Genomic DNA, 14,568 nt, shown 5'->3' with positions numbered 1-14,568 from the left:
TCATGAGTAGAGGAGAGCAAATGTGATCGATCTGCGTAGTGATACCGTAACACGCCCGAGCCAGGCAATGCTGGCAGCAATGATGACCGCTGAAACCGGTGATGATGTCTATGGTGATGACCCGACGGTAAATCTGCTGGAGGCGGAAGCCGCAGCGCTCAGCGGCAAAGAGGCGGCGCTGTTTCTGCCCACCGGCACTCAGGCAAATCTGGTGGCGCTGCTCTGCCACTGCCAGCGCGGCGAGGAATACATCGTCGGCCAGCTGGCCCATAACTACAAATATGAAGCGGGCGGAGCTGCAGTGCTTGGCAGCATCCAGCCGCAGCCGATTTTAGCCGCCGGTGACGGCACGCTGCCGCTGGATGTGGTCGCACAGTTTATTAAACCAGACGATCTGCATTTCGCCATCACCCGCCTGCTCAGCCTGGAGAATACCCATAACGGCAAAGTGCTGCCGCTGAGCTATCTGCAACAGGCATGGGAATTTACCCGCCAGCGCGGGCTGGCACTGCATATTGACGGTGCGCGCATCTTTAATGCTGCGGTGGCGCTGAACGTGCCGCTGGAAGAAATCAGCCGCTACTGCGACACCTTAACCATCTGCCTGTCTAAAGGACTGGGTGCGCCGGTCGGTTCCCTGCTGTGCGGCAGTGCGGAATTTATCCAGCGCGCACGCCGCTGGCGGAAAATGACCGGCGGCGGACTGCGCCAGGCGGGTATCCTCGCCGCAGCCGGGCGCTATGCGCTGCAAAACAACGTTGAACGCCTGCGGGAAGATCATGATAACGCGGCCTGGCTGGCCGGTGCGCTGCGTGAAATCGGCGTGGACGTCACACGTCACGACACCAATATGCTGTTCCTGCGCCTGCCGGAAGATCAGATTGCCGCGCTGGGGCCGTGGATGCGCGAACGTGGCATTCTGCTCAGCCCGGGCGCTGTAACACGGTTGGTGACCCATCTGGATGTCAATCGCGATGCGCTGCAAACCCTCGTCAAAGCATGGCAGGCATTTTTGGCACAATATTGATTAACCCCAGGCCAGGCGATATTGCTGCCGGTATGAGGGACGCTGAACGGGCCAGTACAAGCCCGTCCAGTATCCGGGCGATTAACCCGAACCCGTCCCATATTTTTCAATCAGCGCCGAAGCAATAGCTTCCGTTTCCGCATCGGCAAAGCCGCGATAGTCGCTCTGGCGAAAGTGCATCTGGAACGCCGCGATCAGCACCTGCTGCTGGTACGGTGTCATCTGCGGAGTGACCTCATAACCGTAGCTTGCCAGCAGGCCAAGCAGCTTACTTTTATCTACCCGCTGGGCGGGTGAGCGGTTGCCGAGATAAAACGCGACCCGGTCAGCATCGGGCCAGGCGCCCACACCCTGCTCCGCCAGCCACTGCCAGGGAAACATCGGGCCGGGGTCCTGCTTACGCATCGGCGCAATATCGCTGTGCGCCACCACATCCTGCGGACGAATACCGTAGCGCTGCACAATATCGCGAGCCAGCGGCAGTAGTGCAGCCATTTGTGAAGGGGGAAACGGAGCGAAAACCATCTCTTTGCCCACCCGCCGCCAGCCGGGGTTTTCCAGTTCAATACCAATTGAGGTGTCGTTAAGCCGCGTGGCTCCCTGCCAGTAGCTGATTCCCGCATGCCACGCCAGCATCGATTCCGGCACCAGCCGCCAGACCAGTGGTTGCCCATCATATTTCGGGGGGGATGCCGGCAGCAGATAGTGCGCACTCACCGAGTGGTTAGTCAGCGTATTGAGTGAAGGGGAAAAATCACCTGCGGTATAGTGGATAACCAGCACTTTAATACGCGGACGCGCCCCCCAGGCCTCCTGGCGGGTATCCACCGTATATCCCTTCTGTTCATGCAGCCCCTGTGGCGTAACAGATGTCAGCAAATAGATTGCCAGCAGTACCAGCAGTGGGCGAATAAAGGACAGCGGAGTCATGGGCGGCTCAGCTTCACCGCGGTGCCGCTTATCAATATCATCAGCATATTGTCCTTACCGACGCTCTCATAACCAATATGGACGCCAACCACGGCATCAGCCCCCATTGCTTTTGCCTGTTTTTCCAGGTCTTCAAAAGCAATTTTACGTCCTTTAGCCAGCTCTTTCTCATAAGAGCCCACTCGACCACCCACGATGTCGCGTATTCCCGCAAAAAAATCACGGAAGATGTTCACGCCCAGGATCACCTCTGAGGTAACAACGCCACAATAGTCAGCGATCGGGCTCCCTTCCAGCGTTGGGGTAGTGGAAAATTTCATGTATCTCTCCTTGTAACAATTACAACGCTCTTACTGTGAAGCAGAGCAAATGCCGTCGGTGGTAAAAGCATTCAAGCAGAACAATAAGGAAATCAAGATGAAATACCAAGTCTTTGCTGCTGTTATTCCCCTGACTATACTACTCAGCGCCTGTACCACTGTCGAACCCGCTTATAAGGATATCGGTTCACGTGATGCTCCCTGCATTAGTGGCGGGCCGGACCAGGTCGCCCAGCAGTTCTACGATATGCGCCTGGAACAGCCTTCCTTCGGCGTTCCCGATAAGCAACAGCTGGCTAAATATCGTCCCTGGCTTAGCGGGCCGCTTTATCAGGATTTACTGAAAGCCACCCAAGAGCAATCTTCTAAAACTCCACTGCGGGGAGACTTGTTCAGCAGCCGCTCTGCGGGTGCGAGCAGCGCCAGCGTGGCCGACTCATCCACGATCCCGAATACCGACGCGCGTAATATTGCCCTGCGGGTGAATCTCAGTCATACCGGAAAGCCGGAAGTTCTATGGCAGGATGAAATCCTGATGGCGCGGGAAGGCACCTGCTGGACCGTAGACGACATCCGCTACCTCGGCCCCGTTCCCCATATTACCGGCGGTTCACTTCGCCAGCGGTTCGAAGAGTGACCAATCCTTCCGTGCCGTCAGACCCGACGGCACGATCTCACTCACACATTTGCATAACAACAGCAAAGCTTTTCATGGTAAACGGCAACATTGCCCTATCTTGTGCTACTCTTTAATCACCTCGCCAACAATTATAAATTTTAACGCACGATGATTGCATAACTATTCTGTCGACGTTAAGATTTGCGGCATCAATTGCTATTCACTTTTTGCGCATGAGTATTCAACTAAACGGTATTAACTGCTATTACGGTGCCCACCAGGCGCTATTTGACATACAGCTGGCGTGCCCGCAGGGCGAAACGCTGGTTCTGCTGGGGCCAAGCGGTGCCGGGAAAAGCTCACTTCTGCGCGTGCTGAATCTGCTCGAAATGCCGCGTTCCGGAACGCTTGAGATCGCCGGTAATCACTTCGACTTCAGCAAGCCGCCAACCGAAAGTGCCATTCGTGAACTACGGCAGAACGTCGGTATGGTCTTCCAGCAGTATAATCTCTGGCCGCATCTGACCGTCACGCAGAATCTGATTGAAGCGCCTTGCCGCGTGCTGGGTCTGAGTAAAGAACAGGCCCATGAACGGGCCAGTAAACTGCTCGATCGCCTGCGCCTGACGCCCTTTGCCGATCGCTTTCCACTGCATCTTTCCGGTGGTCAACAGCAGCGCGTGGCCATTGCTCGCGCGCTGATGATGGAGCCGGCGGTATTGCTGTTCGATGAACCCACCGCGGCACTGGATCCGGAAATTACCGCGCAGATTGTCAGCATTATTCGCGAACTGGCGGAAACCAATATCACTCAGGTAATCGTCACCCACGAGGTGGAAGTCGCGCGTAAAACCGCCAGCCGCGTGGTGTACATGGAAAATGGGTACATCGTCGAACAGGGCGATGCCAGCCGCTTTACACAGCCGCAAACCGAGGCGTTTGCAAATTACCTTTCGCACTAACGCAGGACATAATGATGAAAAAAGTTGTACTTGCCGCACTTTTAGCCACCATCAGCCTGGGAGCCAGCGCTGCCCAGACCATTCGTTTTGCGACAGAAGCGTCCTACCCTCCGTTTGAGTTTGTTGACGCCGACAACAAGATCCAGGGATTTGATGTCGATCTGGCTAACGCACTGTGCCGCGAAATTGGTGCAGAATGTACCTTCAGCAACCAGGCTTTTGACAGCCTGATCCCCAGCCTGAAATTCCGTCGCTTCGATGCGGTAATGGCCGGTATGGACATCACGCCAGAGCGTGAAAAACAGGTCCTGTTCACAAATGCCTACTACGACAACTCCGCGCTGTTCGTGGTGCAGAAAGGCAAAGTCGCCAGTATTGATGCCCTGAAAGGCAAACGCGTTGGCGTGCAGAACGGCACCACTCACCAGAAATACCTCAGCGAAAAACAGGCTGATATTCAACTGGTCCCTTACGACAGCTATCAAAACGCCATCCTCGATCTGAAAAATGGCCGCATCGACGCGGTATTTGGTGATACCGCGGTGGTGAACGAGTGGCTGAAACAGAACCCGAACCTGGCCGCGCTGGGTGAGAAAGTGACCGATAAGTCTTACTTCGGTACCGGCCTGGGCATCGCCGTTCGTCAGGGCAATACCGATCTGCAGGGCAAATTCAATGCGGCGCTGGACAAGGTGAAAGCCGACGGCACCTATAAAACTATCTACAGCAAGTGGTTTCAGCAGTAATTAATGAGCGAATTTTATTCTCTTGCCAGCGCCGCCGGGATGACCGTCGGCCTTGCCGTTTGTGCTTTGGTGGTCGGGTTAGCTCTCGCGATGGTTTTCGCCGTATGGGAATCCGCACGCTGGCGGCCGCTGGCGTGGCTGGGCACGCTGCTGGTTACCCTGTTTCGCGGGCTGCCGGAAATTCTTGTGGTGCTGTTTATCTACTTTGGCGCCTCGCAGCTGCTGCTGACGCTCTCGGATGGCTTCACCCTGAATCTCGGCGTGGTGCAGATCCCGATTCAGGTCACCATTGAAAACTTTGACGTCAGCCCGTTCCTGTGCGGCGTGATTGCGCTGGCTATCCTCTACTCTGCCTATGCTTCACAAACCCTGCGCGGCGCGCTGAAAGCGGTGCCTGCTGGCCAGTGGGAATCGGGCCAGGCGCTGGGAATGAAAAAAGCGGCGATATTCTTCCGGTTAATCATGCCGCAGATGTGGCGACACGCCCTGCCCGGTTTAGGCAACCAGTGGCTGGTGCTGCTCAAGGATACCGCACTGGTTTCACTGATTAGCGTGAACGATATTATGCTGCAGACCAAAAGCATTGCCACCCGTACCCAGGAGCCGTTTACCTGGTACGTCATTGCGGCGGCGATTTATCTGCTAATCACCCTGTTCAGTCAGCAGGTGCTGAAGCGTATTGAACTGCGCACGACGCGCTTCGAGCGCGGAGATTCCTGATGCTGAGTTACTTCCCCGAACTGCTTAAAGGGCTGCAAACCAGCCTGACGCTGACCGTGGCATCGCTGCTGCTGGCACTCCTGCTGGCGCTGATCTTCACGGTGATTCTGGCATTGAAGGTGCCGGTCCTCAGCCTGATTACCCGTGGCTATATCACACTGTTTACCGGTACGCCGCTGCTGGTGCAAATATTCCTGATTTACTACGGCCCGGGCCAGTTTCCTTCCATACAAAATATTCCCTGGCTATGGCATTTACTGTCACAGCCGTGGCTGTGTGCCCTGCTGGCGCTGTCGTTAAACAGTGCCGCCTACACCACGCTGCTGTTCCACGGTGCCGTACGGGCAATCCCTGCCGGGCAGTGGCAATCCTGTGCGGCTCTGGGCATGAACCGCAAGGATACGCTGCGCATTTTACTGCCGTATGCCTTTAAGCGCGCCCTCTCCTCGTATTCGAACGAGGTGGTGCTGGTGTTTAAAAGCACCTCGCTGGCTTACACCATTACGCTGATGGAAGTGATGGGCCACGGGCAGCTGCTGTACGGCCGAACCTATGACGTGACGGTGTTTGCCGCCGCCGGGGTAATTTATCTCATCGTCAATGGCTTGCTAACCTTGCTGATGCGACTGATTGAACGCCGGGCATTAGCCTTTGAGCAGCGCAGCTGAGCGAACGATTTCTAAAAAAGGAACTGATAACATGAAAAAAATTATTCTGGCCACGGTTCTGGCCAGCATGACCTTTGGGGCTGTAGCCGCAGATAAAATTCGTTTTGCTTCCTCTGCTACCTATCCACCGTTTGAATCGTTGGACAGTGAGAATCAGATTGTTGGATTTGATATCGATCTGGCCAAAGCGCTGTGCGAAGAGATGAAAGCAGAGTGTACCTTCACCAATAACCCGTTTGACAGCCTGGTTCCTGCCCTGAAGTTTCGCCGTTACGACGCCGTGATTTCCGGCATGGATATCACCCCGGAGCGCAGTCAGCAGGTCAGCTTCACCAAGCCTTACTACGCGAACTCCGCGATTCTGATTGCGCCAAAGGGTAAATTTACCGACCTTTCGCAGCTGAAAGGCAAACGCGTGGGTATGGAAAACGGCACCACACATCAGAAGTATCTACAGGAGCAGCATCCTGAGATTACCGCCGTGGCCTATGACAGCTATCAGAACGCTATTCTGGACCTGAAAAATAACCGCCTGGACGGTATTTTCGGCGACAGCGCAGTGGTCAATCAGTGGCTGAAAACCAGTCCGAATCTTGGCACCGTAGGCAAGCACGTTACCGACAGCAGCTATTTTGGTACGGGCTTAGGGATTGCCGTGCGTAAGGATAACGCGGAGCTGCTGGCAAAACTGAATACCGCGCTGGATACGCTGCGCGCAAACGGCACGATTGAGAAAATTAATCAGCGCTGGTTCCCGGAGTAATGCACAAACGGCAGGCGAATATCTCGCCTGCCCGCTTTATGCTTTCCGCTGTAACAGCGTCAGCACTTCGTAGTGCGCCGTATGCGGGAACATATCAAACAGTTGCACCTGCACAATACGATAGTCACTTAGCCGGGCAAGATCCGTTGCCATCGTCAGCGCATTACAGCTGGAATAAAGTATCCACGGCGGTGCCATTCGGGTGAGATAGTCGCACAGCTCCGCACCGATACCGCGTCGTGGCGGATTCACCAGTACCAGCTCCGGCACGCTGCCCTCTCCGGTGGCAAATTCCGTTGAGTCCAGCGCCGCAAAATTCACCCGCGTTAATCCCATCAGTTCGGCGGAACGTTTCGCGCAGGCAATCGCTTCTTTACTGATCTCAATCCCGGTTAGCTGCATGTCCGGCGTGGCGCAGTGCAGGCCAAAGCCCCCGACGCCGCAGAACAGATCCCACATGCTGTTAACGCCTAATTCCGCTACCCAGCGGCGCGCGGTGGCATACAGCGATGCCGCCACTTCCGGGTTGGTCTGGAAAAAGCTCTGCGGCCGTATCCACAGCGGCACGTCATTGAGCTGCTCGGCCAGAGCCTGATTATCGGTAAGCGGGATCTCTTCATCCCCTTCGAGAATCGCCATCGGCACCGGCTGGATATTGGCGGAAATCGCCGCCAGCTGCGGTAGCGTGCGCTGTAGTTCCGGCAGTGCAGCCTTAAGCTGCGCCAGCTTAGTGGTGGAGCGCAGCACAAAGCGCAGCATCAGCTCACCGCTGTAGCGGCTTTCCGTCAGTAGAATAAACTTCAGCTCGCCGCGGCGGCGCGCAACGTTATAGGGCGTCAGCCCGGCGCGGGCAATAAACGGGCGCAGCGCGGCAAACACATCGGTAAAGCTGTCGGGATAAAGCGGGCAGTCACAGAGATCGACCGGCGTGCCGTCGCGATGCAGCATACCGAGCAGCGGGCGCTCAACGCTGCCGCTGACCACCATTTTCGCCTTGTTACGGAATTTTTCCGGCGGAGAAATCACCGGCTCCAGCCAGTTTGCCACCGGCAGAGAAGCCATCAGCTGCTGCAGATGAGCCTGTTTTTGCGAAAGTTGCTGGGTGTACGGCGTTTCCAGCCACTGGCAGGATCGGCAACGACCGGCGTCGTAGAGCGCGCAATGCATGTTAAAGCCTGTTGATTGGGAGTGCGAAATGCAGGGCGACAGTATATACCCAAATTCGCGCCGGGTGCAGTCTCAGACGAAATGCGGCTCAGCGATAATAGTGTCGGCTGCTCACCGGCACAAACACTAAAAGCAACACCAGCAAATCCGGGAGTTTCTGCGCGATAAGCGAGCTGATAATACGGACGTTATCTTCGCCGCTGATGCTGAAAATCTCCGGGTAGATCCCGGTCAGCGTTGCGACCATCATATACAGCAGCACAACCACCTGAGTGGCAAGGAACGTCCAGCGCCCCCAGTTCCGCCCACGGATCATTGCAATCGCGCAGCGCAGCTCAAGGAAGAAGATCAGCTGGCTGGCAATAAAAATTAAAGTGGAATCCCAGGATTGTGCGCTGCGGTGAATAAAATTCATCACCTCTTCATATCCCAGTTCATTGGCCAGAAGCAGCACGCTAAGCACACGGGTCGCGATCACCGCGCTGCCAGCAATCAGCACCGGTACAGGGATAGCCATCCGGTCGCCGGACAATGTACCACCACCTCTGAACACCTCTGACATATCCCTCTCCTGCCCTGTGCTAAATATCGTCAATCCGCACTGCTACTGTCTGGTTATTAACCTACAACACGCATTCAGACAGATTAATTCAACTATTTTTAGCCTATACGCGCCAATAATTCCACTCCACGAAATAAAATTATTTTCGGTCATTAATTATACCAAAATAAAACCAGACAAAACGTATATTTCTGCATCTGAATATATTTTAATCTCTCAGGAAAACGGCGTACCCGTTGGCTGAGGATGGCCAGATGCATGATTACCGTAAGGTAACCGCCCACTGGTAAGCGTATTACTTTAATTATTTCTGAATGGAGTGGAAAACGTGTTAAGGGTTCTGGAGCACTATAACTACCTGCATGAAATCCCGGAGCTGGGATTCCAGGAATTTAAAACGTCGGCCTATATCAGCCAGCAGTTAAAAAACGCGGGCTTTGTCGTACAGGATAATTTCAATGGGACTACCGGTATTGTGGCGATCCTTGACAGCGGTATTCCAGGCCCAACTCTGGCGCTGCGGGCGGATATGGATGCACTTGGGCACATTATTGACGGAGTACACTGCGCGCGGCACACCTGCGGCCACGATGGCCACTCTTCCGTCGTGCTGAGCGCCGCCGAGGAGCTGATCGCCGGGCATGAAGTAAAACGCGGTCGGCTGAAGCTGATTTTCCAACCGGCGGAAGAGCTGGGGGCTGGCGCGCTGGCGATGATCGCCGGAGGCGCAATTGACGATGTGGATATGATTTTAGGCTTCCATGTACGCCCGGCCCAGGAATGCGCCGTGGGTACAGCCATTCCGGCGGTACACTATTCGGCATGCGTCACACTGGAAGCCATTATTTATGGGCAGGCGGCACACGGTGCACGACCGCATTTGGGTGTCAACGCGCTGGATGCCGCCGTCAGCGCGGTACAGGCGGTAAATGCGGTACATCTGGCCCCGGACAGTGGGTGGAGTGTAAAAGCCACTCGCTTTATCTGCGATGCCGGCGTAACCAATTCCATCCCGGATGAAGCCCGAGTGGTATTCGATCTGCGTGCAGCCAAAAATGAAGATATGGTTGAGCTACAGGCGCGCGTTCAGCGGGCCGTTGAGCACAGCGTGGCGGCCTACGGTGCCAAAGCCAATGTGACGGTGGTGAAAAGCATGCCTGCGGCAGTGATTGATGACGAGATGACCGCACTGATAGCGCAGGCGATTGTTGATGTACTGGGTGAAGCTGCGCTGATGCCGGTACGTTCAACGCCAGGCAGCGAAGATTTCTTCCAGTATCCGGTACAGCGGCCGGAAGTGAAGGCGGGTTTCTGGGGGCTGGGCACGGATCTGCTGCCGGGGCTGCATCACCCTGATATGCATTTCGATCTGGCTTCGCTACCGGTCGGGGTGAAAATATTTAAAGCCTGCGTTCGAAGGGTGCTGGGGTAACTGCTGCCAGGCCTTTGCGAGAGCTGCCGGATTCCGCAGCACGGTAGCGAAAAGGAGAGAACAGCACGGATGCGGCCATCAGATCGGGCGCGGGCAGGAAGCCCGCGCCCTGGTGGTTCGTCGACCGGATGCTGAAAACGAACGCACCCGCCTGACAACTCAATGCCCGGAACGGGCCTTCTGAATATCCTTGATTCGCTGCTTCTCTTCGTGTGCCATCAGACGCCAGGCGATAAAGCCCACCAGCCCAACCACAAACAGAATTAACGAAGCCAGCGCGTTGATTTCCGGATTCACACCGCGACGAACGGTAGCAAAGATCTGCATCGGCAGCGTTGTAGCCCCCGGTCCGGTAACAAAGCTGGAAATCACTAAATCATCCAGAGACAGCGTAAAGGCCAGCAGCCAGCCGGTGACGATGGCCGGCGCGATCATCGGCACGGTGATCACAAAGAACACCTTCAGCGGTGTCGCACCCAGATCCATTGCCGCTTCTTCGATTGACCGATCCAGCTCCCGCAGGCGCGAGTTGATCACTACCGCCACATACGCGGTACAGAAGGTCACGTGCGCCAGCCAGATGGTCAACATCCCGCGATCGGCAGGCCAGCCAAAGGCGTTCGCCATTGCCACAAACAGCAGCAGCAGCGAAAGACCGGTAATCACGTCGGGCATCACCAACGGTGCCGTCAGCATAAAAGCAAAACCGGTCGATCCTTTGAAGCGACCAAAGCGCACAATGATCACGGCGGCAATGGTGCCGAGCATCACCGCCGCCGTTGCCGACAGTGCGGCAATCGACAGGCTGAGCGTGACGGCGCTAATCATCGCATCATCGTGGAACAGCACGTTATACCAGTGGAACGAGAAGCTTTCCCACGCGGCCAGCTGCGACGAGTTAAACGAATAGATCACCAGCAGCAGCATCGGCGCATAGAGGAAGAAGAAACAAACAGCGAGGATCGCCGTACGCCACTTCGAGCGAATGGTCGGCAAACTGTTCATGCCTTATCCCCCATTTCTTTGTTCTGATGCTTGTGGAACCAGACGATCGGCATGATCAGGATCAGCAGAATAATCACCGCCAGCGCAGAAGCCACAGGCCAGTCTCGGTTATTGAAGAACTCCTGCCACAGCACGCGGCCAATCATAATACTGTCCGGTCCGCCCAGCAGTTCCGGGATCACGTACTCGCCCACCGCCGGGATAAATACCAGCATTGAACCGGCAATAATGCCGCCTTTCGTCAGCGGCACAATCACGCTGAAGAAGGTCTTCAGCGGACGCGCGCCGAGGTCGAGAGACGCTTCCACCAGCGAATAATCGATGCGGGTCAGTGCGGTATAGATTGGCAGCACCATAAACGGCAGATAGCAGTAAACAATCCCGATATACACCGCCATATTGGTGTACAGAATGGCGATCGGGTGATCGATCACGCCGGTCCACATCAGGAAGCGGTTCAAAATACCGTTATCGTTCAGGATACCCATCCACGCATATACCCTGACCAGGAAGGAGGTCCAGGATGGCAGGATCACCAGCAGCAGCAGGATATTGCGCGTTGAGGGTGAGGCATGCGCCACCGCCCAGGCCAGCGGATAGCCGATCAGCAGGCAGATGCCCGTTGAAATGGCCGCAACCTGGAGCGAATGCAGATAGGCATCGACGTATAGCGGATCGTCGGTCAGCGTGAAATAGTTGCCGAGATTCAATACCATACTCAGCTGGCCATCGGCCCAGGTCAGCAGCTCAGTGTACGGTGGAATGGCACGCGCAATGTCAGCAAAACTGATTTTTAGTACGATAAGGAACGGCAGTAAAAACAGCAGCGACAGCCAGATGTAAGGCAGTGCTATTACCAGCTTGCGGCCGTGGGCCATCTGTAGCCGGGTCAGCAGCGAAACGCCGATGCGCCGCACGCTCGGTGGTTTGGTGGTACGTTCAGAAAATTGGCTCATTATTCCCCCCGCTTATACCGTCAGAACCACACAGCTATCGGCATCCCAACACAGGCGAACTTCATCACCCCATGTCGGCGTACCGTTGCGGAAACGCTGGCCGTTTTGCAACTGAGCGCTGATCATCTGTCCGCTACGCAGGCGCACGTGATAGATAGACAGGTCGCCCAGATAGGCAATATGCACCACCTCACCCACGGCAAAATTGAAGCCGTCGGCCGGAACATCGTCGCACAGCAGCACTTTTTCAGGGCGTAGCGCCACGTACACCGGCACACCGTCCAGAACCGACACATCGCTCGCCACTTTCAGCGGATGCACCAGTCCGGGGCTGTCAATAATCAGCCCGTCTTCCTGGCGCTCGCGCAGCAGGCCTTCGAAGACGTTAACCGATCCAATAAACTCAGCGCTGAAGCGGGTGGTCGGATGCTCGTAAATCTCCTCCGGCTCGCCGATCTGCACAAACTTGCCGCGGTTCATAATGGCAATACGGCCCGCCATGGTCATCGCTTCTTCCTGATCGTGAGTCACCATCACGCAGGTGGCGCCCACGCGCTCCAGAATATCGACCACTTCCAGCTGCATACGGTCGCGCAGCTTTTTATCCAGTGCGCCCATTGGCTCATCCAGCAGCAGCAGTTTAGGCCGCTTCGCCAGGCTACGTGCCAGCGCCACGCGCTGACGCTGACCGCCAGAAAGCTGGTGCGGTTTACGTTTAGCATATTCCTGCATGTGTACCAGGGTCAGCATTTCGGCCACGCGGCTGGCGATTTCCGCTTTGGGCAGGCGGTCCTGCTTCAGACCAAAAGCAATATTCTGCTCCACCGTCATATGGGGGAACAGCGCATAGGACTGAAACATCATGTTAATTGGGCGCTGATAAGGCGGCACGTGGGAGAGATCCTGGCCATCCAGCAGGATTTGTCCCTGCGTCGGGCTTTCAAACCCGGCCAGCATACGCAGCAGCGTAGACTTACCGCAGCCAGAAGCACCCAGCAGGGCGAAGATTTCGCCTTTGTAGATGGTCAGGTTGACATCATCTACCGCGTGCTGACCATCAAACGATTTCGTCAGATTGCGGATTTCCAGCAGCGGCGTTAACGCCCTGCCAGCCTTGCTTTGAGGACGGGGGATCGCGTCGTTCACTACCATTACTCTCCGGCGCTAAAGAGCCTTCCCGCTGTGGGACAGGCCCAAAAATAACAAACAGAGGCCGATAACCGGCCTCTGCTGCTTAGCAAGAGTGAGTCAGACTCACTACTCAGTTATTTACCACTTTTAACTTTAGTCCATGCACGGGTGCGCACACGATCAAGTTTCGGGTCCTGCAACTTAAGCGTAAACAGTTTTGCCATGGTTTCTGGAGTTGGGTAGATACCCGGGTTGTTGCGGATAGCTTCATCAACAAACGGAATCGATGCTTTCACGCCGCTGGCATAGAAGACAGTATTAGAGATCTGCGCCATCACTTTCGGTTCCATCAGATAGTTGATGAACTGATAGGCCGCATCGGTATTTTTCGCATCTTTAGGGATCGCCAGCATATCGAAGAACGCCAGCGCACCCTCTTTAGGAATGCTGTAGGCAATGTTCACGCCGTTTTTCGCATCTTCCGCACGTTTCTTCGCCTGCAGGACGTCACCCGCCCAGCCAATGGCCACGCAGGTGTTACCGTTCGCCAGGTCGTTAATGTACTGAGAAGAGTGGAAGTAACGAATGCTTGGACGCAGTTTCAACAGCAGATCGGTTGCCGCACCCGAGTAATCTTTTGCATCGCTACTGTTCGGATCTTTACCCAGGTAGTTCAGCACGGTAGCAAAGATCTCTTCCGGGGCATCCAGGAACGACACGCCACAGCTTTTCAGTTTCTCAAGGTTTTCCGGCTTCAGTACCAGATCCCAGCTGTCAACCGGCGCATCTTTACCCAGCGCGGCCTTCACTTTATCAACGTTATAGCCGATGCCGGTGGTAGCCCACAGGTAAGGAATAGCATATTTGTTGCCCGGATCGTGCTGTTCCAGCTTTTTCATCAGATCCGGATCGAGGTTTTTATAGTTTGGCAGCTTGCTGCGATCCAGCGGCTGAAACACACCGGACTGTAGCTGACGCGCCAGGAAGCTGGAAGATGGCACCACCACGTCATAACCGGTGCTGCCCGCCATCAGTTTGCCTTCCAGCACTTCATTAGAGTCAAACACGTCGTAAACGACTTTGATGCCGGTTTGCTTTTCAAAATCGGCTACGGTGTTTGGCGCAATATAATCAGACCAGTTATAAACGTGCAGCGTTTTATCTTCCGCCAGAGAGCCAGCGGAGATCGCCATCAGCGCACCCGCAACCACACCTGACAACCATTTTTTGCGTTGGTTGAACATCTTCCATTCTCCTGAACAGGGATAATCACAGCAGTACCCAGAGGTACATTTCTCAGCAAGCGAACCGGTGAGCGCCTGCCGCAAAATACAGGTCCACAATGAATCATTATTCACTGCGCCGTTAATAGAAAAAACCTATATTTGTAGCGACGTTGCACGCATGAATACGGCAACGCAAGAATAGCCCCACTCACTGGTCCAGACCAGACCTTAGCGTAAAAAACGCCTTTTATCGATTTTCTATGCATGTTTCCTCTACGTGATATGCCATTCGCGGCATAAACAGCGATAGATATCTGGCAATTAAGGGCAAAAT

General features: G+C 55.2%; 16 protein-coding genes. 8 read left to right on the top strand and 8 right to left on the bottom strand.

What is annotated here, in order from left to right:
- The first annotated feature begins 22 nt into the window (after nucleotides 1-22).
- Nucleotides 23-1,027 (top strand): low-specificity L-threonine aldolase, encoded by a 1,005-nt coding sequence (ltaE, locus tag IBT46_RS11375; RefSeq protein WP_200545760.1) that lies wholly within the window; start codon nucleotides 23-25, stop codon nucleotides 1,025-1,027.
- A gap of 81 nt (nucleotides 1,028-1,108) precedes the next feature.
- Here ltaE and IBT46_RS11370 read toward each other — a convergent pair whose 3' ends face one another.
- Both IBT46_RS11370 and IBT46_RS11365 read right to left on the bottom strand, forming a co-directional pair.
- Entirely contained in the window at nucleotides 1,109-1,957 is an 849-nt protein-coding gene (locus tag IBT46_RS11370) for an N-acetylmuramoyl-L-alanine amidase (protein ID WP_105593468.1), read from the bottom strand.
- The gene (locus IBT46_RS11365; protein WP_200545759.1) at nucleotides 1,954-2,277 is read right to left on the bottom strand and encodes a heavy metal-binding domain-containing protein; all 324 of its coding nucleotides are present in this window, start codon (nucleotides 2,275-2,277) and stop codon (nucleotides 1,954-1,956) included. Before IBT46_RS11365 ends, IBT46_RS11370 begins: the two co-directional genes overlap by 4 nt.
- A gap of 97 nt (nucleotides 2,278-2,374) precedes the next feature.
- On the opposite strand from IBT46_RS11365, the gene IBT46_RS11360 reads away from it, so the two are divergent.
- From IBT46_RS11360 to artJ (IBT46_RS11335), 6 genes are all read left to right on the top strand, one after another.
- Complete coding sequence (locus tag IBT46_RS11360; RefSeq protein ID WP_200545758.1) at nucleotides 2,375-2,914, top strand: lipoprotein; 540 nt, start codon at nucleotides 2,375-2,377, stop codon at nucleotides 2,912-2,914.
- 215 nt (nucleotides 2,915-3,129) lie between these two features.
- Nucleotides 3,130-3,858, top strand: coding sequence for an arginine ABC transporter ATP-binding protein ArtP (gene artP / locus IBT46_RS11355; protein WP_200545757.1), 729 nt, complete (start codon nucleotides 3,130-3,132; stop codon nucleotides 3,856-3,858).
- 14 nt (nucleotides 3,859-3,872) lie between these two features.
- Nucleotides 3,873-4,604, top strand: coding sequence for an arginine ABC transporter substrate-binding protein (gene artJ, locus IBT46_RS11350; protein WP_200545820.1), 732 nt, complete (start codon nucleotides 3,873-3,875; stop codon nucleotides 4,602-4,604).
- A gap of 3 nt (nucleotides 4,605-4,607) precedes the next feature.
- Nucleotides 4,608-5,324 (top strand): arginine ABC transporter permease ArtQ, encoded by a 717-nt coding sequence (artQ, locus tag IBT46_RS11345; RefSeq protein WP_200545756.1) that lies wholly within the window; start codon nucleotides 4,608-4,610, stop codon nucleotides 5,322-5,324.
- Nucleotides 5,324-5,992, top strand: a complete 669-nt coding sequence (gene artM / locus IBT46_RS11340) for an arginine ABC transporter permease ArtM (protein WP_200545755.1) — start codon at nucleotides 5,324-5,326, stop codon at nucleotides 5,990-5,992. Before artQ ends, artM begins: the two co-directional genes overlap by 1 nt.
- Before the next feature lie 31 nt (nucleotides 5,993-6,023).
- A complete protein-coding gene (artJ, locus tag IBT46_RS11335) occupies nucleotides 6,024-6,755 on the top strand; it encodes an arginine ABC transporter substrate-binding protein (protein ID WP_105593474.1) in 732 nt (243 codons plus the stop codon).
- Between the two features lie 36 nt (nucleotides 6,756-6,791).
- Here artJ (IBT46_RS11335) and rlmC read toward each other — a convergent pair whose 3' ends face one another.
- On the bottom strand, nucleotides 6,792-7,922 hold the full coding sequence (rlmC, locus tag IBT46_RS11330; protein ID WP_200545754.1) for a 23S rRNA (uracil(747)-C(5))-methyltransferase RlmC: 1,131 nt from the start codon (nucleotides 7,920-7,922) through the stop codon (nucleotides 6,792-6,794).
- 88 nt (nucleotides 7,923-8,010) lie between these two features.
- Nucleotides 8,011-8,484 (bottom strand): YbjO family protein, encoded by a 474-nt coding sequence (locus tag IBT46_RS11325; RefSeq protein ID WP_200545753.1) that lies wholly within the window; start codon nucleotides 8,482-8,484, stop codon nucleotides 8,011-8,013.
- Between the two features lie 328 nt (nucleotides 8,485-8,812).
- Between IBT46_RS11325 and IBT46_RS11320 the strand changes: the two genes are divergently transcribed.
- On the top strand, nucleotides 8,813-9,916 hold the full coding sequence (locus IBT46_RS11320; protein WP_200545752.1) for an amidohydrolase: 1,104 nt from the start codon (nucleotides 8,813-8,815) through the stop codon (nucleotides 9,914-9,916).
- Between the two features lie 159 nt (nucleotides 9,917-10,075).
- On the opposite strand, the gene potI is transcribed toward IBT46_RS11320, so the two are convergent.
- The 4 genes from potI to potF all read right to left on the bottom strand — a co-directional run bounded on the left by potI (nucleotide 10,076) and on the right by potF (nucleotide 14,252).
- The gene (gene potI / locus IBT46_RS11315) at nucleotides 10,076-10,921 is read right to left on the bottom strand and encodes a putrescine ABC transporter permease PotI (RefSeq protein ID WP_200545751.1); all 846 of its coding nucleotides are present in this window, start codon (nucleotides 10,919-10,921) and stop codon (nucleotides 10,076-10,078) included.
- On the bottom strand, nucleotides 10,918-11,877 hold the full coding sequence (gene potH / locus IBT46_RS11310) for a putrescine ABC transporter permease PotH (RefSeq protein WP_200545750.1): 960 nt from the start codon (nucleotides 11,875-11,877) through the stop codon (nucleotides 10,918-10,920). Before potH ends, potI begins: the two co-directional genes overlap by 4 nt.
- 12 nt (nucleotides 11,878-11,889) lie before the next feature.
- Nucleotides 11,890-13,023 (bottom strand): putrescine ABC transporter ATP-binding subunit PotG, encoded by a 1,134-nt coding sequence (potG, locus tag IBT46_RS11305; protein WP_200545819.1) that lies wholly within the window; start codon nucleotides 13,021-13,023, stop codon nucleotides 11,890-11,892.
- A 119-nt stretch (nucleotides 13,024-13,142) separates the two neighbouring features.
- The gene (gene potF / locus IBT46_RS11300; RefSeq protein WP_105593481.1) at nucleotides 13,143-14,252 is read right to left on the bottom strand and encodes a spermidine/putrescine ABC transporter substrate-binding protein PotF; all 1,110 of its coding nucleotides are present in this window, start codon (nucleotides 14,250-14,252) and stop codon (nucleotides 13,143-13,145) included.
- Nucleotides 14,253-14,568: the final 316 nt, after the last annotated feature.

It is taken from the genome of Erwinia sp. S38 (assembly GCF_016624545.1).
Classification (GTDB): Bacteria; Pseudomonadota; Gammaproteobacteria; order Enterobacterales; family Enterobacteriaceae; genus Erwinia; species Erwinia coffeiphila.
Note: the sequence above shows the minus strand (reverse complement) of the source record. Positions and strands in the feature narration are given on the sequence as shown.